Annotated in this window: 20 protein-coding genes; 15 read left to right on the forward strand and 5 right to left on the reverse strand. The window is 67.6% G+C overall.

What is annotated here, in order from left to right:
• Nucleotides 1-61 precede the first annotated feature (61 nt).
• The 3 genes from arsB to arsH are packed head-to-tail and all read left to right on the forward strand — an operon-like array spanning nt 62 to nt 2,372.
• Nucleotides 62-1,162 (forward strand): ACR3 family arsenite efflux transporter, encoded by a 1,101-nt coding sequence (gene arsB, locus F1599_RS18370; protein WP_223819748.1) that lies wholly within the window; start codon nt 62-64, stop codon nt 1,160-1,162.
• 20 nt (nt 1,163-1,182) lie between these two features.
• Nucleotides 1,183-1,611 carry an arsenate reductase (glutaredoxin) gene (arsC, locus tag F1599_RS18375; protein WP_150084069.1) on the forward strand — a complete coding sequence of 143 codons (429 nt, stop codon included), beginning with the start codon at nt 1,183-1,185 and terminating at the stop codon, nt 1,609-1,611.
• Nucleotides 1,608-2,372 carry an arsenical resistance protein ArsH gene (arsH, locus tag F1599_RS18380; protein ID WP_150084070.1) on the forward strand — a complete coding sequence of 255 codons (765 nt, stop codon included), beginning with the start codon at nt 1,608-1,610 and terminating at the stop codon, nt 2,370-2,372. Before arsC ends, arsH begins: the two co-directional genes overlap by 4 nt.
• 74 nt (nt 2,373-2,446) lie before the next feature.
• On the opposite strand, the gene F1599_RS18385 is transcribed toward arsH, so the two are convergent.
• From F1599_RS18385 to F1599_RS18395, 3 genes are read right to left on the reverse strand one after another with little or no spacing between them, the layout of a single operon-like run.
• The gene (locus F1599_RS18385; protein WP_150084071.1) at nt 2,447-3,091 is read right to left on the reverse strand and encodes an HD domain-containing protein; all 645 of its coding nucleotides are present in this window, start codon (nt 3,089-3,091) and stop codon (nt 2,447-2,449) included.
• Nucleotides 3,092-3,136: 45 nt separating this feature from the next.
• Nucleotides 3,137-3,592, reverse strand: coding sequence for a carboxymuconolactone decarboxylase family protein (locus F1599_RS18390; protein WP_149320229.1), 456 nt, complete (start codon nt 3,590-3,592; stop codon nt 3,137-3,139).
• Nucleotides 3,589-4,044, reverse strand: a complete 456-nt coding sequence (locus F1599_RS18395; RefSeq protein ID WP_150084072.1) for a cupin domain-containing protein — start codon at nt 4,042-4,044, stop codon at nt 3,589-3,591. The genes F1599_RS18390 and F1599_RS18395 overlap by 4 nt, the downstream gene beginning before the upstream one ends.
• Before the next feature lie 165 nt (nt 4,045-4,209).
• On the opposite strand from F1599_RS18395, the gene pdxR reads away from it, so the two are divergent.
• The 4 genes from pdxR (at nt 4,210) to F1599_RS18415 (ending at nt 10,666) form a co-directional block, all read left to right on the forward strand.
• A complete protein-coding gene (pdxR, locus tag F1599_RS18400; RefSeq protein WP_150084073.1) occupies nt 4,210-5,625 on the forward strand; it encodes a MocR-like pyridoxine biosynthesis transcription factor PdxR in 1,416 nt (471 codons plus the stop codon).
• Nucleotides 5,626-5,927: 302 nt separating this feature from the next.
• Nucleotides 5,928-8,357, forward strand: coding sequence for a DUF3772 domain-containing protein (locus tag F1599_RS18405; RefSeq protein ID WP_150084074.1), 2,430 nt, complete (start codon nt 5,928-5,930; stop codon nt 8,355-8,357).
• 231 nt (nt 8,358-8,588) lie between these two features.
• A complete protein-coding gene (locus F1599_RS18410; protein WP_223819750.1) occupies nt 8,589-9,512 on the forward strand; it encodes an alpha/beta fold hydrolase in 924 nt (307 codons plus the stop codon).
• A gap of 179 nt (nt 9,513-9,691) precedes the next feature.
• Nucleotides 9,692-10,666, forward strand: a complete 975-nt coding sequence (locus F1599_RS18415; RefSeq protein WP_150084076.1) for a Bug family tripartite tricarboxylate transporter substrate binding protein — start codon at nt 9,692-9,694, stop codon at nt 10,664-10,666.
• A gap of 307 nt (nt 10,667-10,973) precedes the next feature.
• Here the strand turns inward: F1599_RS18415 and F1599_RS25950 are convergent, their stop codons facing one another.
• Nucleotides 10,974-11,762 (reverse strand): hypothetical protein, encoded by a 789-nt coding sequence (locus tag F1599_RS25950; protein WP_190286405.1) that lies wholly within the window; start codon nt 11,760-11,762, stop codon nt 10,974-10,976.
• A 205-nt stretch (nt 11,763-11,967) separates the two neighbouring features.
• Here F1599_RS25950 and F1599_RS18430 point away from each other — a divergent pair, with 205 nt between their 5' ends.
• A complete protein-coding gene (locus F1599_RS18430; protein ID WP_150084079.1) occupies nt 11,968-12,861 on the forward strand; it encodes a c-type cytochrome in 894 nt (297 codons plus the stop codon).
• A gap of 341 nt (nt 12,862-13,202) precedes the next feature.
• Nucleotides 13,203-14,159: a manganese catalase family protein gene (locus tag F1599_RS18435; RefSeq protein ID WP_150084080.1), complete on the forward strand. Its 957-nt coding sequence runs from the start codon at nt 13,203-13,205 to the stop codon at nt 14,157-14,159.
• Between the two features lie 109 nt (nt 14,160-14,268).
• Here F1599_RS18435 and F1599_RS18440 read toward each other — a convergent pair whose 3' ends face one another.
• On the reverse strand, nt 14,269-15,594 hold the full coding sequence (locus tag F1599_RS18440) for an Nramp family divalent metal transporter (RefSeq protein WP_223819751.1): 1,326 nt from the start codon (nt 15,592-15,594) through the stop codon (nt 14,269-14,271).
• A gap of 457 nt (nt 15,595-16,051) precedes the next feature.
• On the opposite strand from F1599_RS18440, the gene F1599_RS18445 reads away from it, so the two are divergent.
• From F1599_RS18445 to F1599_RS18470, 6 genes are all read left to right on the forward strand, one after another.
• The gene (locus tag F1599_RS18445) at nt 16,052-17,365 is read left to right on the forward strand and encodes an RNA polymerase sigma factor (RefSeq protein ID WP_150084082.1); all 1,314 of its coding nucleotides are present in this window, start codon (nt 16,052-16,054) and stop codon (nt 17,363-17,365) included.
• A 257-nt stretch (nt 17,366-17,622) separates the two neighbouring features.
• Nucleotides 17,623-17,988, forward strand: a complete 366-nt coding sequence (locus F1599_RS18450) for a YciI family protein (protein WP_149320218.1) — start codon at nt 17,623-17,625, stop codon at nt 17,986-17,988.
• Nucleotides 17,989-18,080: 92 nt separating this feature from the next.
• Nucleotides 18,081-18,455, forward strand: a complete 375-nt coding sequence (locus F1599_RS18455; protein ID WP_150084083.1) for a YciI family protein — start codon at nt 18,081-18,083, stop codon at nt 18,453-18,455.
• Between the two features lie 67 nt (nt 18,456-18,522).
• Entirely contained in the window at nt 18,523-18,969 is a 447-nt protein-coding gene (locus F1599_RS18460; RefSeq protein ID WP_149320216.1) for a YybH family protein, read from the forward strand.
• A gap of 46 nt (nt 18,970-19,015) precedes the next feature.
• The gene (locus F1599_RS18465; protein WP_149320215.1) at nt 19,016-19,450 is read left to right on the forward strand and encodes a YciI family protein; all 435 of its coding nucleotides are present in this window, start codon (nt 19,016-19,018) and stop codon (nt 19,448-19,450) included.
• A gap of 106 nt (nt 19,451-19,556) precedes the next feature.
• Nucleotides 19,557-20,027: a VOC family protein gene (locus F1599_RS18470; RefSeq protein WP_149320214.1), complete on the forward strand. Its 471-nt coding sequence runs from the start codon at nt 19,557-19,559 to the stop codon at nt 20,025-20,027.
• Nucleotides 20,028-20,245: the final 218 nt, after the last annotated feature.

Genomic DNA, 20,245 nt, shown 5'->3' on the forward strand with positions numbered 1-20,245 from the left:
GACGCAATGCGAACCGGAAGGAAACACGCGCGATCGGCGAGCAGGCGATGGAGCCCAAGGCATGACGGCGGCGGAACAGACCGCGAAACAAGCGGCGAAACAAGCGGCCAAACAAGCAACAACGATTTCGCCGGCCGGCGGCATCGGCTTCTTCGAGCGCTATCTGACCATCTGGGTCGCGCTGTGCATCGTGGCCGGGATCCTGCTCGGCCAGTGGTTTCCCGGCGTCTTCCAGGCGATCGGCGCGATGGAGGTCGCGCAGGTCAATCTGCCGGTCGGGCTGCTGATCTGGGTGATGATCATCCCGATGCTGATCAAGATCGACTTCGGCGCGATGGGCCAGGTCGCGGGGCACTGGCGCGGCATCGGCGTGACGCTGTTGGTCAACTGGCTGGTCAAGCCGTTCTCGATGGCGCTGCTGGCGTGGATCTTCGTGCGGCATGTATTCGCGCCGTGGCTGCCGGCCGAGCAGCTCGACAGCTACGTCGCCGGCCTGATCCTGCTGGCCGCGGCGCCCTGCACCGCGATGGTCTTTGTCTGGTCGCAGCTGTGCAAGGGCGATCCGTATTTCACGCTGTCGCAGGTGGCCGTCAACGACGCCATCATGGTGGTGGCGTTCGCGCCGGTGGTCGGGCTGCTGCTCGGGCTGTCGTCGATCACGGTGCCGTGGGACACGCTGATCGTCTCGGTGGTGCTGTACATCGTGATCCCGGTGGCGATCGCGCAGGCCATCCGCAAGCTGCTGCTGGCGCGCGGCGAGGCGACGTACCGGCGCGTGACCGGCGCGCTGGGCCCGTATGCGATCGCCGCGCTGCTGGCGACGCTGGTGCTGCTGTTCGGCTTCCAGGGCAACGCGATCGTCGAGCAGCCGCTGATCATCCTGCTGCTGGCGGTGCCGATCCTGATCCAGGTCGTGCTGAATTCGGGCCTGGCCTATTACCTGAACCGCAAGCTGGGCGTGGCGCATTGCGTGGCCGGCCCGTCCGCGCTGATCGGCGCCAGCAACTTCTTCGAGCTGGCCGTCGCCACGGCGATCAGCCTGTTCGGCTTCGAATCCGGCGCGGCGCTGGCCACCGTGGTCGGCGTGCTGATCGAGGTGCCGATCATGCTGCTGGTGGTCGGCGTGGTCAATCGCTCGCAACGTTGGTACGAAGCCTCCTGAAACCCGTCATACCCGCCGTCATGTCCACTGTCACGATCTACCACAACCCCGCCTGCGGCACGTCCCGCAACACGCTGGCGATGATTCGCAACGCCGGCATCGAACCGACGGTCATCGAGTACCTGAAGACGCCGCCGACTCGCGGCGAGCTCGAAGGCATGATCCGGCAGGCCGGCTTGCGCGTGCGCGAAGCGATTCGCGAGAAAGGCACGCCCTATGCCGAGCTGGGCCTCGACGACCCGTCGCTGACCGATGACCAGCTGCTCGACGCGATGATGGCGCATCCGATCCTGATCAACCGCCCGTTCGTCGTCACCGCGCTCGGCGTGCGGCTGTGCCGGCCGTCGGAGGTTGTGCTGGACATCCTGCCTGCGCCGCAGCAAGGCCCGTTTGCCAAGGAGGATGGCGAGCTCGTCATCGACGCCGACGGCCGGAGGGTCTTGCGATGAGCGCCGACCTGCCCAACCTGATTCCGTCGCTGCTCGACGTCCCCGATCCGCACAAGCTGGAGCCGGCGAAGACCAGCACCCACCCGCCCCGCATCCTGCTGCTCTACGGCTCGCTGCGCCCGACCTCGTACAGCCGGCTGCTGACGCTGGAGGCCGAACGCATCCTCAAACGCCTCGGCGCGGAAACGCGCGTGTTCGATCCGCACGAACTGCCGATCGCCGACAGCGTGCCGGCGGACCACCCCAAGGTGGCCGAGCTGCGCAAATTGTCGGAATGGTCCGAGGGACAGGTCTGGTGCAGCCCGGAGCGGCACGGCACGCTCACTGCCGTCTTGAAGAACCAGATCGACTGGCTGCCGCTGGAGAGCGGCGGCATTCGGCCGACCCAGGGCCGCACGCTGGCGGTGATGCAGGTCTGCGGCGGCTCGCAGTCGTTCAACGCGGTCAATGCGCTGCGCGTGCTGGGCCGCTGGATGCGGATGATCACGATCCCGAACCAGTCGTCGGTACCGAAGGCGTATCAGGAATTCGACGCGAATGGCCGCATGAAGCCGTCGTCGTATTACGACCGCGTGGTCGACGTGATGGAGGAACTGGTCAAGTTCACGCTGCTGACGCGCGACCGCTCGGACTACCTGACCGACCGCTACAGCGAGCGCAAGGAGTCCGCGCCGCCGGTAGCGACGACGCTGACCGCCGCGGCAATGCGCCACGAGCAGGACGCCAAGGTCGGCGACACCGACGACGGCGAGGTCGAATAGAGGCGGCGCGGTCCCGGCCGGGCCGCCGCGCCTTGGGGCCACGCCGCGCGCCATGCGCGGCGTCGGCACCTGTTTCAGTCCGGCCAGCGCGAGGCGAGGATGATGCTGCAGAGGTCGGCGCGCTTGAAGTTCGGATCTTTGAACGCGAGCACATCGTCGTTGAAGGTGCCGAAGGTGGTGTCGGGCCGGTGCTTCATGCCCTCGTAGAAGGCGTCGATGATGCCGTGCTTGAAGTCGTGGCCGCGCGGATGGGCAGCGATCACGGCTTCGCGCTCGTCATCGCCGAGGTCCTGATAGCCGCGCCCGGCCACGTCCATTCCCGCCCCGGCCTGGATCAGCGCGATCTCCGGATGCATGTGTTCCGGAATGCCCGGCGTCGTATGCAAGGCAATGGCGGCCCACACCGTCGCGATATCGCTCTCGGCCACGCCGCGGCTGCGCAGGAAGTCGCGCGCGGCATTGGCGCCGTCGACCTCGAAGCGCAGCTGACTCTGCTGATAGCGAGAGGTCAGCCCCAGATCGTGGAACATCGACGCGATGTACAGCAGCTCCGGATCGAAACGCAGCTGCCGCCGGCGTCCGAGCAGACTGCCCCAGAAATAGACGCGAACGGAGTGGTGATACAGCAGGTCGCTCTCGGTATCGCGGATCAGCTCGGTGGCCTCGCGGGCCAGCTTGCTGTCGGGAATCGTGATGCCTGCAATGACGTCGGTGGCCATGGCGGTACTCCTCGGGGATAGGCCGGAAGTGGCTCGATAAAACGACTACTGCGCCAGCGCGGCCTGCGGCGTATTGCGGAAGCTGATCGCCATGCGGTTGTACAGGTTCATCACGCCGATCGCGATGGTCAGGTCGACCAGCTCCCGTTCGTCGAACACCGCCCTCGCCGCCTGGTAGTCGGCGTCCGGCACGCCGGTCTGCGCCACGCGCGTCACCGATTCCGCCCACGCCAGCGCGGCACGCTCGCGCTCGTCGAACAGATCCCCGGCCTCGGCCCAGGCCTGGACAAGCGCGAGCTTTTCGACCTTCACGCCCTTCTTCAGCAGGTCGCGGGTATGCATGTCGAGGCAGTAGGCGCAATTGTTGATCTGCGACACGCGCAGGTAGACCAGGTCGACCAGCACCGGCGACAGGTTGGACTGCATCACGTAGCCATAGGCGCCGCCCAGGGCCTTCATGCCGGCGGGCGCAATCTGGTTGTAGTCGAGACGTTTGCTCATTGCATGGACTCCTTCTTCGCGGAGGAATGGACAGGGGTGGTCAGTTCCTTGTCGTCGGTGTCGACGACGAACACGGCCAGCAGCTTGGCCGGCTTGGTGGCGCTGGCATTGCGGCTGACCGGATGGCGCGAGCCCGGCGACTCGCTGAAGCTCTCGCCGGCACGGTAGACGCGTTTCGGCCCGTCGTTGACTTGCGACTCGATGGCGCCCGAGACGACGTAGCCGTAGATGAAGGCGGATTTCGCATGCACATGCGAGGGCGAGGCGGCGCCGGGCGCGTAGTCGACCACGACGGCAACCAGCGACTTGCCCGGAATGTTGGGGATCGGTTGATTGAAATTGGGGGTGACCTTCTCCCCGGCTGCGTGGCCGAAGGCCGGCATGGCCCAGGCGATGGCGGCGGCGGCATAAGTGGCGGCGCAGGCGACGCCAATCACGGATCGAATGTTCATGAGGCTCTCCAGATGGGTGTTCCCATTCTGGTCTTGCGCTGGTACAAATAAAAGAACCAAGAATCATCGATTTTTATGTACCAGGCCGGCCGGCGTTAACGTGCCCGTGCCCGTGCCCGTGCCCGTGCCCGTGCCCGTGCCCGATGACCACACCATGACCCAGCCATGACGCAGCGCCTGCAACTCTCCCTGGACCGGACCGCCCGGACGCCGCTGGCCGAACAGATCCGCTGCGGCATCACCACCGCCATCGAAAAGGGCGTGCTGGCACCCGGCGCGCGGCTGCCGTCCTGGCAGGACCTTGCCACCCAGCTCGGCGTCGCGCGCGGCACCGTCAAGACAGCCTATGAAAAGCTGGCCGATGCGCAGCTGGTCGTTGCATCGCGCGCCAACGGCACCCGGGTCGCAGAACGTCCCGCGCTGCGCGCCGGCGCCGACGAGCGGCCCGATCCCGGCTCGTTCATGGACCGGTATCTCGAATTCATGGCCGGGCCGGCCATCTTCCAGATGGGCGTGCCCGCGCAGGAGAGCCTGCCCGCCAGGCTGTTCTCGCGGGTGCGCGCCCACGCGGCCCGCGCGGAACTCGGCGCCGCCTCGCTCTATCCCGACCCGCGCGGCGAGCCGGCGCTGCGGCGCGAAATCGCTGCCTACCTCGCCATCGCGCGTGGCATCCAGTGTTCGCCGTCGCAGATCCTGATCACCGGCGGGTTCGCCGGCGGGCTGGGGCTGGCCTTGCGGGCGCTCGGCCCGGACGGGCGCAAGGTCTGGACCGAAGACCCCGGCTTTCCGTACACGCGGCGCGGGCTGGAACTGGCGGGGTTGTCGCCGGTGCCGGTGCCGGTGGACGCCGACGGTCTCGATGTCGACTACGGCCTGAGGCACGCCCCCGATGCGGCACTGGTGGTGCTGACGCCCGGGCAGCAGGCTCCGCTCGGCGGCACGCTGTCGCTGCCGCGGCGCCTGCAGCTGCTCGATTGGGCCGCGGCGCAAGGCGCCTGGGTCATCGAAGACGACTACCTCAGCGAGCTGCGGCTCGAGGGCCGGGCGGCGCCCGCCCTCGCCTCGCTGGACCGCGCCGGACGCGTGATCCATATCGGCTCCTTCAGCAAGACCATCAGCCCGGCGCTGCGCCTGGGCTTCGTGGTCGTGCCCCCATCGCTGGTGTCCCGGTTTGCCGAGATGGCGGCGTGCCTCGCGCCCGCCCCGGCCCCGTCGATCCAGCTCGCCACCGCCGAGTTCATGCACGATGGCCATTACCTGCGGCACCTGCGGCGCACCAAGCGGCTCTATGCGTCGCAGCGCGATGGGCTGCTGGCCTGCCTGCGTCCGCGCGTCGGCGCGGCGGCGGATCCGACCGGGCTGGCGGTGCTGCTGCGGCTGCCGGACGGCACCTACGACGTGTCGATCGTGAAGGAAACGGCGAGCTTCGGCATCGCGCCCTCGCCGCTGTCGGTCTGGTATGCGTCCGCCGCGAGCGCGAAGTCCGGATTGTTGCTCGGCATTGCGACCGCGCCGCCGATGCAGGTGGCGGCGTCCTGCGATCGCCTGCTCGAGGTCGTGGAGCGCTTCCGGCCGAGATAGTGCGACGGCGACCCGGCGACGGCGAATTGGCGACGGCCATTGGCGACGGCGATTTGGCGACGGCCGCCAAGCCCGATGTCGCGACACGATAGCGGCTAATTAGCCACTTTTGAAATCGCGTTCGCCGACGTATGTATAATTCCGGGCTTTCCGGTGCCGGCGGCGTCCACTCGCGTTGGCTGCGACGCCCCGTCATGGCCCTGCCCACTTCCCCGCGGCATGGCGCGACGCCCGGCACGCATCGGATGACTCCACGGCAACGTCCGGCGCCCGCAGGCGCCGGCTCGAAAGGTGCTCCCCTCATGCGTCGATTTCCCGGAATGGCGTTCAGCCTGCTGCTGATCGTCTTTTTGCATCTGTTACCCGCCGCGGCACCCGCGGCCTTTGGCGCGGACGAACCGTCCCAGACCGCGGACAAGCCCGCCGCCCCGTTCTCCGCCGCCGCGGCCAGCGCGGAGTTGAAACGGCTGCAGACCGAGCAGGACCGCATCAAGCAGCAGGCCTCCAAGGACACCACCGGCAACCAGCTGACCGAGCTCGACGATGCCGTGCACCGGCTGCTGGCGGACGTCGACACGCTGACCGGCACGCTGGTGGCCGAGCGCGCCAAGGTGCAGGCACAGATCGATCTGCTGGGCCCGCCGCCGGCCGACGGCAGCGCGTCGGAGGCGCCCGCCGTCGCCCGCCAGCGCGCAGACTTGAACGGGCGCGCCAAGGCGCTCGACGAGCAGTTGAAGAAGGCCGAAGAAGACAAGGAAAGCCTCGGCAATCTGGCCGATCAGATCGGCAAGCTGCAGCGCGGCCATCTGAAGGACCAGGTCGCCCTGCGCTCCAACAGCATCCTCAGCGGCGACTTCTGGATGCCGGCATTCGACCCGAGCCCGCAGGACCGCCAGCGCTTCGAATCGCTGCGCTCGCTGGTCACGCCGATGGCGAAACAGGCCTGGGACGCCGACCACCGGACCGGCACGGTGATGCTGCTGGCGCTGGCCTTTGCCATCTGGTCGCTGGGCCGCCGGCTGATCGAGCGCGGCATGGCCTGGGTTTGCCTGCACCGGCTGCCGGAGCACCGGCTGCGGCGCAGCGCGCTGGCGTTGTCGACCGCGCTGGCTACGGTGCTGACCACCGCGCTGGCCGTGCGCATCGTGCTGTTCGCCTTCACGCGCGACTACGAGCTGTCCGAGCCGATGCGCGATCTGGCGGACGAGCTGATCAAGCTGACGATGACCAGCGCGCTGATCGCGGGCCTGGGCCGGGCGCTGCTCTGCACGCGCCATCCGACCTGGCGCCTGCCGTCGCTGCACGACGACATCGCCCGCGCGCTGCGGCCCTTCCCCATCGTGCTGGCTGGCCTGCTGTTGCTGGCCGGCACCGTCGAGCAGCTGAACCGGACCATCGATACCAGCGTCCAGGTCACGCTGTTCGGGCGCGGCCTGGTGTCGCTGGTGGTCACGCTGACGATCGGCGCCGGGCTGCTGCGGGCCAACCGCGTGCGCGCCGCGCTGGTCGCCGCCGGCGAGCGGCCGGGCAGCGGCTCGACGCTGACCGGCATCGTGCTGGCCGGCCTGACCGCCACCATCGTGGTGACGCTGGTGGCCCTGGTGACCGGCTATATCACCTTCGCGCGCTTCCTGACCTACGAGATCGTCTGGTTCGACATCGTGCTATGCAGCCTGTATCTGCTGACCAAGCTGACGCGCGATGCCTGCGAGAGCCTGTTCTCGGTCCACTATTCGAGCGGCCGCATCATCAAGCAGCTGTTCGGGCTCGGCGACAGCCATCTCGATCAGGTGTCGACCGTGCTGTCGGGGCTGGGCTCGAGCCTGCTGTTGCTGCTGGCGGTGATCGCGCTGCTGACCGGCGGCTTCGGCACCACGCCCAAGGACCTGCTCGACAGCCTGCTGATGGTGCTGGGCGGCGAGCGGCTGCGGGCGATGAACATCATGCCGGAGCGCATCCTGAACGCGGTGATCGCCACCGGCGTGGGCGTCTATATCCTGCGCTCGGTGCGCCGCTGGCTCGATGCGGACCTGCTGCCCAAGACCGGCATGGAGCCGGGCATGCGCGCCTCCCTGGTGACGCTGTTCAGCAATATCGGCTACGTGCTGCTGGTGCTGATGACGCTGTCGCTGCTGGGCGTGCGCTGGGACAACCTGGCCTGGATCGTCAGCGCGCTGTCGGTCGGCATCGGCTTCGGCCTGCAGGAGATCGTCAAGAACTTCATCTCGGGGCTGATCCTGCTGACCGAGCGGCCGGTCAAGGTCGGCGACATGGTCAATATCGGCGGCGTCGAGGGCGATATCCGCCGCATCAGCGTGCGCGCCACCGAGATCCAGCTGGGCGACCGCTCGACGATGATCGTGCCGAACTCGCAGCTGATCTCGCAGAGCGTGCGCAATGTCACGATGAACAACAGCACGCTCGGCGTGGCCTCGCTGACGCTGACCTTCCCGCTGAACATCGACCCGGAGGAAGTGCGCGACATGCTGCTGGCCGCCTACGCGGACAACCAGGCCATCCTCGACCATCCCGCGCCGTCGGTGACCTTCAGCCAGCTGGCGCCGAACGGCATCACGCTGACGGTGACGGGCTTCGTCTCCAGCCCGCGCATTGCCGGCGGCACCAAGAGCGATCTGCTGTTCGACATCCTGAAGCGGCTGCGCGCGGCGGAGATTCCGCTGACGCATCCGCAGACGCTGCGGCTGGTCAATTCGGAGGTGCTGGCGGCCTGATGGCGCGGCTGCGGCGGCTGGCGCGCGGCAGCGGCGGCTGCTCCTGCGGCTAGGGCTCCAGCTGCGGCTCGGCAGTGGCTGCGACTGACGCTGACGCTGAGCCTGTGGCACGGCTGCGGCCGGGCGCGGGGCGGCGGCGCCGTTATGCCGGCGGGGGTCGGCCGTTATTTCCTGCCAGTTAGCCTTGTGTTGCCTGGCAGGCGCCCAATGCCCCGGTGCCGACGCACTAGAATGGCGCGATTCCCGTTCGGAGATCGCGCCGTGGACCTTTCCCTCTTTCCGCAATTCCGCAGCATCGACGTCGAGACCGACAGCGAGGTCACGATCCATGCCGTCGTCGGCGGCGACGGGCCGCCGCTATTGCTGCTGCATGGCCATCCGCAGACCCATGCGATCTGGCACAAGGTCGCGCCGGCACTGGCGCAGCGGTTCACCGTGGTGGCCTGCGACCTGCGCGGCTATGGCGATTCGTCCAAGCCGGCCGGCACCGGCGACCACGGCAACTACAGCAAGCGGACGATGGCGCGCGACGCGCTGCGCGTGATGCAGTCGCTGGGCTTCGAGCGCTTTCGCGTGCTGGCGCACGACCGTGGCGCGCGCGTGGCCCATCGGCTCGGCATGGACCATCCCGCCGCGGTCGAGCGGATGGTGCTGCTCGATATCGCGCCGACGCTGGCCATGTACGAGCAGACCACCGAGGCCTTCGCCCGCGCGTACTGGCACTGGTTCTTCCTGATCCAGCCGGCGCCGCTGCCCGAGCGGCTGATCGAGGCCGATCCGTCGCGCTATATCCGTGACCTGATGGGCGGCCGCAGCGCGGGTCTGAGCCCCTTCGATCCGCGCGCGCTGCGCGAGTACGAACGCTGCGCTGCCCTGCCCGGCGCCGCGCATGGCGTCTGCGAGGACTATCGCGCCGCGGCCGGCATCGATCTCGAACACGACCGCGCCGACCGAGAGGCCGGCAAGCAGCTGACGATGCCGCTGCTGGTGCTGTGGGGCGAACAGGGCGTGGTCCATCGCTGCTTCCAGCCGCTGCAGGAATGGCAGCGGGTGGCCGAGGATGTCGATGGCGGGCCGTTGCCGTGCGGGCACTACATTGCCGAGGAAGCGCCTGACGCTCTGTTGGCGCGGGCGCTGCCGTTCCTGGAGCAATAAGGTCGGCGGCCAATGCTGCGCCATGCTGCGATAAGCGGCGCTTATGGCCGTAGTCGCAGATTGAATTTCCCGCCGGGGTTCTCCTTCGGTAAAGTCGCTCGCGCATTGGACGGGGCCGATGGCGTTTGCCGCCGCGCCCCGCCTGCGTGACAGCAACGCGACAACAAGGAGGAGATCTCATGCAAGGCATTCGCCAGGCCCTGGCCTGCGCCGTATCCGCGGTGGCATTGCTCGGCGCCACGCCGGCCAAGGCCGACAACTGGCCCAGCAAGCCGATTCAGATGATCGTGCCGCAGGCACCGGGCGGGACCAACGACATCGTGGCCAGGCTGGTGGCAGCCGACCTGTCGCAACGACTCGGCCAGCAGGTCGTGGTCGAGAACCGGCCCGGCGCCGGCGGCAATATCGGCACGCAGTTCGCGGCGCGCGCGACGCCGAACGGCTACACGCTGCTGATGACCATCAGCAGCACGCAGGCGATCAACCCGTCGCTGTACCGCCAGGTTCCGTTCGATCCGATCAAGGACTTCGAGCCGATCGCACTGGTTGCGACCGTGCCGAACGTGCTGGTGGTCAATCCTGCCTTCCCGGCGAAGACGCTGCCCGAACTGATCGCAATGGCGAAGGCCAAGCCCGGCCAGTATCGCTTTGCCTCGGCCGGCAACGGCACGCTGAACCATCTGCTGGGCGAAATGCTGAACAGCATGGCCGGCATCCAGCTGGAGCATGTCCCGTACAAGGGCGTGGCGCCGGCCCTCAATGACGTGCTCGGCAACCAGGTGCCGATGGCGTTCGCCAGCCTGCCCTCGGTGCTGCCGCACATCAAGGCGGGCAAGGTCCGCGCGCTGGGCGTCAGCTCGGCCAGGCGCTCGCCGTTCGCGCCGGACATTCCGGCCATCGGCGAGACGGTGCCGGGTTATAGCGGCGATCTGTGGGTCGGCCTGTTCGCGGTCAAGGGCACGCCGAAGGAGATCACGCAGAAGCTTGCCCAGACCATGCAGGCCGCGCTGGCCGACCCTGCGCTGCGCGAGAAGCTCGGTGCGCAAGGTGCCGAAGCGCTGTCGGCCACGCCGCAGCAGTTCGCCACGCAGCTCAAGGGCGATATCGACAAGTGGGCGCGCATCGTCAAGTCGTCCGGCGCGCAGGTGGATTGAAGCGGGTGGATTAAAGCGGGTACGTTAAAGCGGGTACGCTAAAGCGGGTGGATTAGACGGGTGGATTAGACGGGTGCATTAATCGCAGGTGGACTGAAAGGAAACCGGCCCGCCCCGCATATCGCGCTGGACGGGCCAGTTGGTGGCGCCTCTGGGCGCCTGCGGTCTCTACCGCCTGGTGGGCTGCTTATTGGGCTGCTTATTGGGCTGCTTATTGGGCTGCTTATTGGGCTGCTTATTGGGCTGCTTATTGGGCTGCTTATTGGGCTGCTTATTGGGCAACTTATTGGGCAGCATTCTGGGCAGCTCAGTGGACAGCCGACCCGGCGGTGGCCTGTTCGGCCTGAGCCTGCATGAACTCCCTGGCAGCGCCGACGGCCTGCATCGCCTCCTGACTGCCGCCCTTGTCGGGATGGGCCTTCAGCGATGCCGCCCGGAACGCCTTGCCGATCTTCGCCAGATCCGTCTCGCCGGCATTCAGCCCCAGGATTTCGTGCGGCAGACGGTCATAGCTCCATCCGTCGGGCGCGTAAGGGTTTGCTGAAGCGGCGGGTTTCTGCGGCGGCGGCGCGCTGTGCGTGGATTCCGGGCCATGCGGCGGGGGCGCGCTATACGTGGGTTCGGGCCGCGGCGGCGGGGGCGCGCCGTACGTGGGTTCGGGCCCCTGCGGCGGCGCGCTGTACGCGGGTTCGGGCCGGTGCCGCGGCGGCGCGCTGTGCGCGGGTTCTGGCCGTTGCCGCGGCGGCGCGCTGTACGCCGGCTCGGGCCGATGATGCTGCTGTTTGGCGCGCTCGCTTTGCCGATCATCGCGATGCGTCGGTTCGGGCTCGGGATTGCGCGTCGGCCACAGCACCACGATCGCCGCCGACAGCCTGCCGGCCTGGTCGACCAGCACGATCGCATTGATCTGGAGCGGCGCCGATCTCCGCGGCGCGAAGGCGTTGGCGCTCAGGTTGGCGAGCAGCAGGTTCATCAGCAGCGCATTGGCGGCATCCTCCGGCGACATCGAGAACCGCAGGTCGGGGGACTTCGCCTGCGGCATTGGCGGCGGGATGTCGATGGGCCGCTGGGCGGGGACGAAAGAAACGAACGGCATGGCAACTCCTTGAGGTCATGGGGGCTGCCATCTTTGCCCGCTGACCGCAAAGCCGCTACCGCTGAAACCAACTGGTTTTCGCTTTTGCATCACGTCACGCGCCGCACGGCCTATCGTGCCCGCATCGCTCTCGGTGCGCTCACGCACATACCGCCACCATCGGCATCGCCGCAAAATCGCCTTTTCCGCATCGACAGGGGCGACGATGAAGCGCGTGATCCGTATTGCGGGTTGGACGATCGCCGGGCTGATCGTCGCCGCCGGCCTGGTCCTGGCGACCGGCATCCTGCTCGCCGAACGCAAGGCCCAACGGCAGGTGCACGTGCCCGCAGTTCCCGTCGCCTATCGCGATGACGCGCAAGCCCTCGCGCGCGGCAAGTATCTCTACGAGTCGCGCGGCTGCATGGAATGCCACGGCGCCGACGGCCGCGGCCGCGTGATGATCAACGACCCGTCCGGCATGTTCGTGCGCACGCCGAACGTGACGGCCGGCAATCCCGATATCGCGCGCTACCGCGAACGGGACTGGGTCCTGGCGATCCGTCACGGCGTCGCGCCATCGGGCCGGCCGCTGATGATCATGCCGAGCGAGGACTACAACCAGCTCAGCGACGAAGACCTGTCCGCGCTGGTCGCCTATATGCGCAGCCTGCCGCCGCTGCTCAGCGGGATGACCGAGATCCGCCTGCCGCTGATGGCGCGCGTGCTCTACGGCTTCGGCATGATCCAGGACGCGGCGGCCAAGATCGACCACGCCCGCCCGCCGTCGCCGCCGCTGCAGCCGGCGCCGACCGCCGCCTATGGCGCCTATGTCGCCAATGCCTGCATCGGCTGCCACGGCGCCGATCTGGCCGGCGGCAAGATTCCCGGCGCGCCGCCGGACTGGCCCCCGGCCGCCGACCTGCGCCCGGGCGCCGTGATGCTGCGCTACCGCACGCCGGAGCGCTTTATCGAGATGATGCGCAACGGCGTGCGGCCGGACGGCACCGAGGTCAGCAAGGTGATGCCGTTCGAAAGCCTGCGCAAGATGAGCGATACCGACCTGACCGCGCTCTATCTCCATCTGAAGGCGTTGCCGGTGACGCAGGCCGCGCGGTGAGCGGGTTGGCGTTGCGGTGGTCGGCACTGCCCGATGCCCGATGCGCGGCGTGCGGTTCCCCGATGCGCGTTGCACGCCTGCGACATCCCTCCGACCGGTCCGGCGTCATAAGCGAAAGTTTTACACGTTTGCCTAATTTCACTGCACGCCGACTACGATAGGACCCCGTCTCCTTCCCCGCTCTCGCGCCGCCTCTTCCGGCGGCAGGCACTCACGACCGCGTTTCGTCCCACCGATCCTTGCTCCGGGCATGGGCATTGCAGCGCAACCCACGCCCATGCGGAGTGAAGTACCGCTTGAGTCCCTGCTTGAGTTCCGTTGACCGAGATCGGAGGATCCCCATGTTCATGCACAACAAACGATTGCAGTACACCGTACGCGTATCACGGCCTGATCCCGGTCTGGCCAATCTGTTGCTGGAGCAGTTCGGCGGTCCGCAGGGCGAATTGGCGGCCGCACTGCGCTATTTCACGCAGGCGCTGGCCGAGGACGATCCGGGCCGCAAGGACATGCTGCTGGATATCGCAACCGAGGAACTGAGCCATCTGGAGGTGATCGGCTCGATCGTCGCGATGCTCAACAAGGGGGCCAAGGGCCAGCTTGCCGAGGGCATCGAACAGGAAGCCGAGCTGTATCGCTCGCTGTCCGGCCCCGGCAACGACAGCCACGTAACCCAACTGCTGTATGGCGGCGGCCCGCCGCTGACCAATTCGGGCGGCGTGCCCTGGACCGCGGCCTATATCGACACGATCGGCGAGCCCACCGCGGACCTGCGCTCCAATATCGCCGCCGAGGCGCGCGCCAAGATCATCTACGAGCGGCTGATCAACGTTACCGATGACCCCGGCGTGCAGGAAGCCCTGGGCTTTCTGATGACGCGCGAGGTGTCGCACCAGAAGTCGTTCGAGAAGGCGCTGTATTCGATCCAGCCCAGCTTCCCCCCGGGCAAGGCGCCGCCGATGCCCGAGTTCGCCAGCGTCTACTACAAGATGTCGCAGGGCGACGCGCTGCGCGGTCCCTGGAATTCGGATTCGACCTTCGAGTTCGTCGAGAGTCCGACGCCGGCGGTCGATGGCGGCAGCGGCATGCCCGAAGTCCAGCTCGAGCCCAACCAGGCCAGCGCGGTGGAAGCGGCGGCGATGCGCACCGAATCGGACGTCAACAGCGATCCGGTGACGGGAGCGGACTTGGGCAGCGTCGATGAGGCCGAGCTGCCGACCGACCCCGGCGCGCCCGGCGCGAGCGGCGCGGGTGGCGCAGCATCGGGGGCGCCAAAGGTGCCGCCGGGCAAGGCTTGATCGGCCGTCTGCCGCGGATGTGTGGTGATGAGAAACGAGGCGGCCGCAATGGCCGCCTCTTTTTATGGACGCTGCGGCGGGCGCTACCGCGCGGGTCTGGTCCCGCCGGCTATGGCAACACGGTCGTCGCCAGCAGCGTCACGTTCATGCCGATGATCAGCGTCACCGCGATCACCGCCAATACCGTGACCCACGGCTTGTTGACGTAGGCGCCCATCACGGAGCGGCGGCTGGTCAGCCAGATCAGCGGCACCACCGCGAACGGCAATTGGAGGCTCAGGATGACCTGGCTGAGCACCAGCAGCTGGCCGATGCCCGCTTCGCCATAGGCCAGCGCAACGAACATCGCCGGCACCACCGCGATGCCGCGCGTCAGCAGCCGCCGCGCCCACGCCGGCAGCCGCAGCCTGACGAAGCCCTCCATCACGATCTGCCCGGCCAGCGTCGCCGTCACCGCGGAGCTTTGTCCCGACGCGAGCAGCGCGACCCCGAACAGCACGCTGGCGATCGCGGTGCCAGTCAGCGGCCCGAGCAGCTGGTAGGCGGCGCGCAGGTCGTTGACCTCGTGCATGCCGCCGGTATGGAACACGGCGCCGGCGGTCACCAGGATGGCGGCGTTGATGAAGAAGGCGATCACCAGCGCCAGCATGATGTCGACCGTGTAATAGGCGAGCGTGGTGGCGATACTCTCGTGTCCGCGCCGGATCCGCTGCGGTCCGACCATCGACGAATGCAGATACAGGTTGTGCGGCATCACTGTCGCGCCGACGATGCCGATCGCGATGTACAGCATGTTGGTGTCGGTCAGCACCCGCGTGCTCGGCACGAAGCCGCGCGCGACGTCGCCCCATTGCGGCTGCACCAGTACCAGGTTGATCGCAAAGCAGAGGAACACCACCGCGAGCAGCGCGATGACCACCGCTTCCAGTTGCCGGTAGCCGCGCTGCTGCAGCGCGAGGATCAGCAGCACGTCGAGCACCGTCGCGGCCACGCCCCAGGTCAGCGGAATGCCGAACAGCAGGTTCAGCGCGATCGCGGTGCCGATGACCTCGGCCAGGTCGGTGGCGCAGATCGCCAGCTCGCACAGCAGCCATTGCGCCAGCGCCGAGCGCTTGCTCGAATGCTGCCGGCAGGCCTGCGCCAGGTCCATGCCGGACACCACCCCGAGCCGCGCCGCCAGCGTCTGCAGCAGCATCGCGATCAGGCTGGACATCAGCACGATCCACAGCAGCGCGTAGCCGTAGCCCGAACCGGCGGCGAGATCGGTGGCCCAGTTGCCGGGGTCCATATAGCCGACCGCGACTAGGTAGCCGGGCCCCAGGAAGGCCAGCAGACGGCGCCAATGCAGCTTGCCGCCCGGCGGGCGGCGCCAGGTGCCAAGCGGCCCCGCGGCCTGCGCGTCGGCATCCGGCGGCGGGGTCGTGTCAGGCGGCATGGCGCCTCCCATGCCGGCCGCGCCGGAGCCGCCGTTCAGACATCGGCGAGCAGCCGGGTCAGCAGCACCGCCAGGCCGCCGCCGTTGATGGTCAGGCCGAGCAGCAGCCGGACAGGATGGTCACGCCAGTCGCGCCGGATTCGTTCCATGGCTTCGCGTCTCCTCGTTTTCGCGCGCGCTCGGCTCGGCGCGCGGCCGCCATATCAAGCACGAGCCATGCCCGCGCGGTTTGAACACGACAGGCGTCCGAATGGAGCCCGATTGCGGTTCCATTCGGGTCACCGGCACGCCTTGTTCGACTGGCGCTTCTCCGGCGCACCGCCCTGCCCTCTGGCACTTTGTTACAACGGCCCGGCTCGCCTTGCCATCGGCACTCATCCGCCGCAGAATCGGCATGCCCGTGCGCCAGCGCACGCCTGCCGGCCGCGGTCCGCGGCGGCTTCGCCGACAACGACCGATGCCAGATCCCATCGCCGCACCGTCCGAAACTCCCGCCACACCGTCGGAAAGACACGCCCCTGCGGCGTCGGAGGCCACCGTCGGCGAGATCTATCGCGCCGAATCGCGCCGCGTGCTGGCCACGCTGATCCGCCTGCTGGGCGACTTCGATCTGGCCGAGGAAGCCCTGCACGACGCCTTCAAGGCAGCCCTCGAACAATGGCCGCGCGACGGCGTGCCGGCCAATCCCTGCGCATGGCTGATTTCGGCGGGCCGCTTCAAGGCCATCGACGGCATCCGCCGCCACGCGCGCTTTCGCCCGCTCGACGACGTCACCGAACAGGTCGAAGCGATCGTCGACGAGAGCGCGACGCGCGCCTTCGACGAGCTCTTCGACGACACCTGTCTGGAAGACGACCGGCTGCGCCTGATCTTTACCTGCTGCCACCCCGCGCTGGCGCCCGACGCCCAGGTCGCGCTGACGCTGCGCGAGGTCTGCGGCCTGACCACCGAGGATATCGCCCACGCCTTCCTGACCGCGCCGTCGACGCTGGCCCAGCGCATCGTGCGCGCCAAGGCCAAGATCCGTGACGCGCGCATTCCCTATCAGGTGCCCGACCGCCAGGACCTGCCGGAGCGGCTCGACAGCGTGCTGCGCGTGGTCTACCTGGTCTTCAACGAGGGCTATTCGGCCAGTTCCGGCGATCAGCTGACCCGCCACGACCTGTCCGGCGAGGCGATCCGGCTGGCGCGGCTGCTGCTCGAGCTGCTGCCCGAGCCCGAGGTCATGGGACTGCTGGCGCTGATGCTGCTGCACGAGTCGCGCCGGGCCGCGCGCACCTCGCCCGACGGCGAACTGGTGCTGCTCGACGAGCAGGACCGCAGCCGCTGGGATCGCGCGCTGATCGCCGAGGGCACCGCGCTGGTCGAGCGGGCGCTGTCGTCGCGCCGCTTCGGGCCGTATTCGCTGCAGGCCGCGATTTCGGCGGTCCACGCCGAAGCGGACAGCGCTGCGTCGACCGACTGGCCGCAGATCGTCGCGCTCTATGACGTGTTGCTGGCGCTGCAACCCTCGCCCGTGGTCGAACTGAACCGTGCGGTCGCCGTGGCGATGCGGGACGGTCCCGAGGCGGGACTGCAGCTGGTCGACGCGATCCTGGCCCGTGGCGATCTGGGCGATTACCATCTGGCCCATGCCGCCCGGGCGGATCTGTGCCGGCGCCTGGGCCGCTACGCCGATGCCCGGGACGCGTATCGGACCGTGCTCGAACTGGTCCGCCAGGGCCCGGAGCGGCGCTTCATCGAACGCCGACTTGCTGCACTGCCGCAATAGAGGGGGCGAGCGCGACTGCGGCAGGCTCGTCTGCCGTCGATGGCCTCTGCCGATGGTTTCTTTCGATTCCCTCTGTTGGACGCCTCTGTCGATTTCGCCCGATCCCGAACGACTATCCACTGACAGGGCCATGGCCCTGCCGGCGTCATGGCGTCGTCGCCGGCGCCGTCTATGCTGATTTTCCGTGCCGTTTCGTTGCTGTTTCGTTGCCGCGCCGCTTGCTGGCCCGCCAACACCACCCTACCGAGGAGCCCCAGATGAAATATCTCTGCCTGATTTATTACCAGGAGAAGCAGGTCTACAGCATGCCGCCCGACGAATGGGATTCGCTGGTCGGCGAATGCCTGCGCTTCGGCGACAAGGTGCGCAGCAGCGGCCACTACATCGGCGGCGAGGCGCTGCAGCCGGTCGAGACCGCCAAGACGCTGCGCGTGCGCGACGGCAAGGTGACCGTCACCGACGGGCCGTTCGCCGAGACCAAGGAGCAGCTGGCCGGCTTCTATCTGATGGAGGCCGCCGACCTGAACGAGGCGATCCAGGTCGCCTCGAAGATCCCGCCGGCGCGGCATGGCAGCGTCGAGATCCGGCCGATCCGCGAATTGCCTGGCGCAAGCGGGACGTAAATTTTTTTGCGGGGCATTGTCGATCGGCGCGTTCGCCGTACGACTAGGTAACAGGAAGTCCGAACAGCCACCGAATCCGAGGAGCGGCGACGATGAAATACCTGTGCCTGATCTATACCGACGAGCGTGTCCTGCAAGCGATGCCCGAGCCGGAATGGCGCAGCCTGGTGGAACAGTGCCTTCGCTTGCGCGCCACGCTCGAGCGCGACGGCATGTACCTGGCCGGCGAAGCGCTGGAAAGCGCGACGACGGCCACCACGCTGCGGGTCCGCGCCGGCAAGGTATCGTTCACCGACGGGCCGTTCGCGGAAACCAAGGAACAGCTGGCGGGCTTCTATCTGATCGAGGCCGAAGGCCTGCACGAGGCGCTGCACGCGGCGGCGGGGATTCCCGCCGCACGGCTGGGCAGCATCGAAGTGCGGCCGGTGATGTCGCTGGCGGTCGGCAGTACGCCGCCCGCGCAGTGACGGCCGGACCCGACCACGACCTCGCATCTCCAACCCGCTATCGCCCTTTCCTTTCAGGAGACTCAAGATGAGCAACGCCCCGCAATCCCAGACCGCCGCCGAGACCCAGATCCGCGCCATGCTGTCGGCCTGGCGAGACGCCGCGGTCGCCCGCGACGTGCCGCGCATCGTGTCGCACTACACGCCGGACATCGTCGCCTTCGATGCCGTGATGCAGCTGCAGTTCAAGGGCGTCGACGCCTACGGCAAGCACTGGGCCGCATGCATGGAGATGTGCCCCGGGCCGATGGTGTTCGAGATGAACCAGCTGCAATTGTTCGTCGATCAGCAGTTTGGCTACGGCCACTATCTGCTGCGCTGCGGGCATGAAGAAAACGGCACCGAAAAGAGCTCGTGGATGCGAGTCACCGTCGGGCTGCGCAATACCGGCGACGGCTGGAAGATCGCCCACGAACATTTCTCGGCGCCCTTCGACGTGGAGAGCGGCAAGGCGCTGTTCGAACTGCAGCCCTGAGCGGCGTCGCAACGCCTAGACTGATCTACCGACAGGAGATACCGCAATGCGCTTCATGATTCTGGTCCGAGCCACGCAAAAGACCGAGAGCGGCGTGATGCCGGAGGAGGCCCTCATCAGCGAGATGGCCGCCTATCACGAGGAGCTGGCCAAGGCCGGCGTCCTGGTCGATGCGTCCGGGCTGCAACCCAGCGCCAAGGGCTGGCGAATTCGCTATCAGGGCCAGCAACGGACCGTCACCGACGGGCCGTTCGCGGAGACCAAGGAGCTGATCGCCGGTTACACGATCATCCAGGTCAAGTCGCGCGAGGAAGCGCTCGAATGGACCCGGCGCTTTCCGAATCCGCAAACCGACGATAACCACTGCGAGATCGAGGTGCGGCAGCTGTACGATCTCGAGGACTTTCCGCCGAGCGAGGGCATCGAGCGCTTCCGCGAATTGGAACCCATCCAGCAGCGACAGCAGTCCCAATCGCAATAACGATGCAATAACGACGCGATCACGCGCAAAAAGACGGTCGAAGACAGTTGGAACAGTTCGAAGAGTTCAAACAGTACGAGCAATACGATTAGACAGGAGAACCAAGATGGCACAAACGCAAGTCAAGCCGATTCCCGATGGGATGCCCACGCTGACGCCGCATATCGTCTGCGCCAACGCGCTGGAAGCGATCGAGTTCTACAAGCGCGCGTTCGGCGCGGTCGAGGAATTCCGGCTCACCACGCCGCAAGGCCAACTGATGCACGCGATGCTGCGCATCGGCAATTCGCCGGTGATGATGGCCGAGGAAATGCCCGAATGGCAGAGCCTGGGACCGAAGGCATTGAAGGGAACGCCGGTGGTGCTGCACCTGTACGTCGAGGATGTTGACGCGGCGGTGGCCCGGGCCGTCGACGCCGGCGCCAAGGTCACGATGCCGGTGCAGGACATGTTCTGGGGCGACCGCTACGGCCAGCTCGAAGATCCGTACGGGCATCGCTGGTCGGTGGCCACGCATGTGCGCGACGTACCGCCCGAAGAGCTGGCCAAGGCAGCTGAGCATGGCTGCGGCGCCTGATCAGGCGGTAGATGGCATGAAAGCGGCCCGTGTGGCCGCTTTTTTTATGGCTTTTTAAGTCGGCCCGGAGCGAATTTCGTCGGAGCCGTCGCCGCCGCCGCAAAGCAAAACACCCCAGACCTTGGGAGATCTGGGGTGTCTTGGGGATGGAGAGCCTGGCGATGACCTACTTTCACACGGGTAGTCCGCACTATCATCGGCGCGAAGTCGTTTCACGG

Origin of the sequence: Cupriavidus cauae (genome assembly GCF_008632125.1) — a bacterium.
In the GTDB taxonomy this organism is placed as follows: domain Bacteria; phylum Pseudomonadota; class Gammaproteobacteria; order Burkholderiales; family Burkholderiaceae; genus Cupriavidus; species Cupriavidus cauae.

Bases quoted from the DNA above. Each gene is read 5' to 3' on its own strand.
- F1599_RS18470 (WP_149320214.1), top strand. From the start codon at position 19,557: ATGGCACAAACGCAAGTCAAGCCGATTCCCGATGGGATGCCCACGCTG.
- arsH (WP_150084070.1), top strand. From the start codon at position 1,608: ATGAGCGCCGACCTGCCCAACCTGATTCCGTCGCTGCTCGACGTCCCC.
- F1599_RS18410 (WP_223819750.1), top strand. From the start codon at position 8,589: ATGGCGCGATTCCCGTTCGGAGATCGCGCCGTGGACCTTTCCCTCTTT.
- F1599_RS18385 (WP_150084071.1), bottom strand. From the start codon at position 3,091: ATGGCCACCGACGTCATTGCAGGCATCACGATTCCCGACAGCAAGCTG.
- F1599_RS18450 (WP_149320218.1), top strand. From the start codon at position 17,623: ATGAAATATCTCTGCCTGATTTATTACCAGGAGAAGCAGGTCTACAGC.
- F1599_RS18455 (WP_150084083.1), top strand. From the start codon at position 18,081: ATGAAATACCTGTGCCTGATCTATACCGACGAGCGTGTCCTGCAAGCG.
- F1599_RS18435 (WP_150084080.1), top strand. From the start codon at position 13,203: ATGTTCATGCACAACAAACGATTGCAGTACACCGTACGCGTATCACGG.
- arsC (WP_150084069.1), top strand. From the start codon at position 1,183: ATGTCCACTGTCACGATCTACCACAACCCCGCCTGCGGCACGTCCCGC.
- F1599_RS18390 (WP_149320229.1), bottom strand. From the start codon at position 3,592: ATGAGCAAACGTCTCGACTACAACCAGATTGCGCCCGCCGGCATGAAG.
- F1599_RS18415 (WP_150084076.1), top strand. From the start codon at position 9,692: ATGCAAGGCATTCGCCAGGCCCTGGCCTGCGCCGTATCCGCGGTGGCA.
- F1599_RS18405 (WP_150084074.1), top strand. From the start codon at position 5,928: ATGCGTCGATTTCCCGGAATGGCGTTCAGCCTGCTGCTGATCGTCTTT.
- F1599_RS18430 (WP_150084079.1), top strand. From the start codon at position 11,968: ATGAAGCGCGTGATCCGTATTGCGGGTTGGACGATCGCCGGGCTGATC.
- F1599_RS18465 (WP_149320215.1), top strand. From the start codon at position 19,016: ATGCGCTTCATGATTCTGGTCCGAGCCACGCAAAAGACCGAGAGCGGC.
- F1599_RS18460 (WP_149320216.1), top strand. From the start codon at position 18,523: ATGAGCAACGCCCCGCAATCCCAGACCGCCGCCGAGACCCAGATCCGC.
- F1599_RS18395 (WP_150084072.1), bottom strand. From the start codon at position 4,044: ATGAACATTCGATCCGTGATTGGCGTCGCCTGCGCCGCCACTTATGCC.
- arsB (WP_223819748.1), top strand. From the start codon at position 62: ATGACGGCGGCGGAACAGACCGCGAAACAAGCGGCGAAACAAGCGGCC.
- pdxR (WP_150084073.1), top strand. From the start codon at position 4,210: ATGACGCAGCGCCTGCAACTCTCCCTGGACCGGACCGCCCGGACGCCG.
- F1599_RS18445 (WP_150084082.1), top strand. From the start codon at position 16,052: ATGCCAGATCCCATCGCCGCACCGTCCGAAACTCCCGCCACACCGTCG.
- F1599_RS18440 (WP_223819751.1), bottom strand. From the start codon at position 15,594: ATGCCGCCTGACACGACCCCGCCGCCGGATGCCGACGCGCAGGCCGCG.
- F1599_RS25950 (WP_190286405.1), bottom strand. From the start codon at position 11,762: ATGCCGTTCGTTTCTTTCGTCCCCGCCCAGCGGCCCATCGACATCCCG.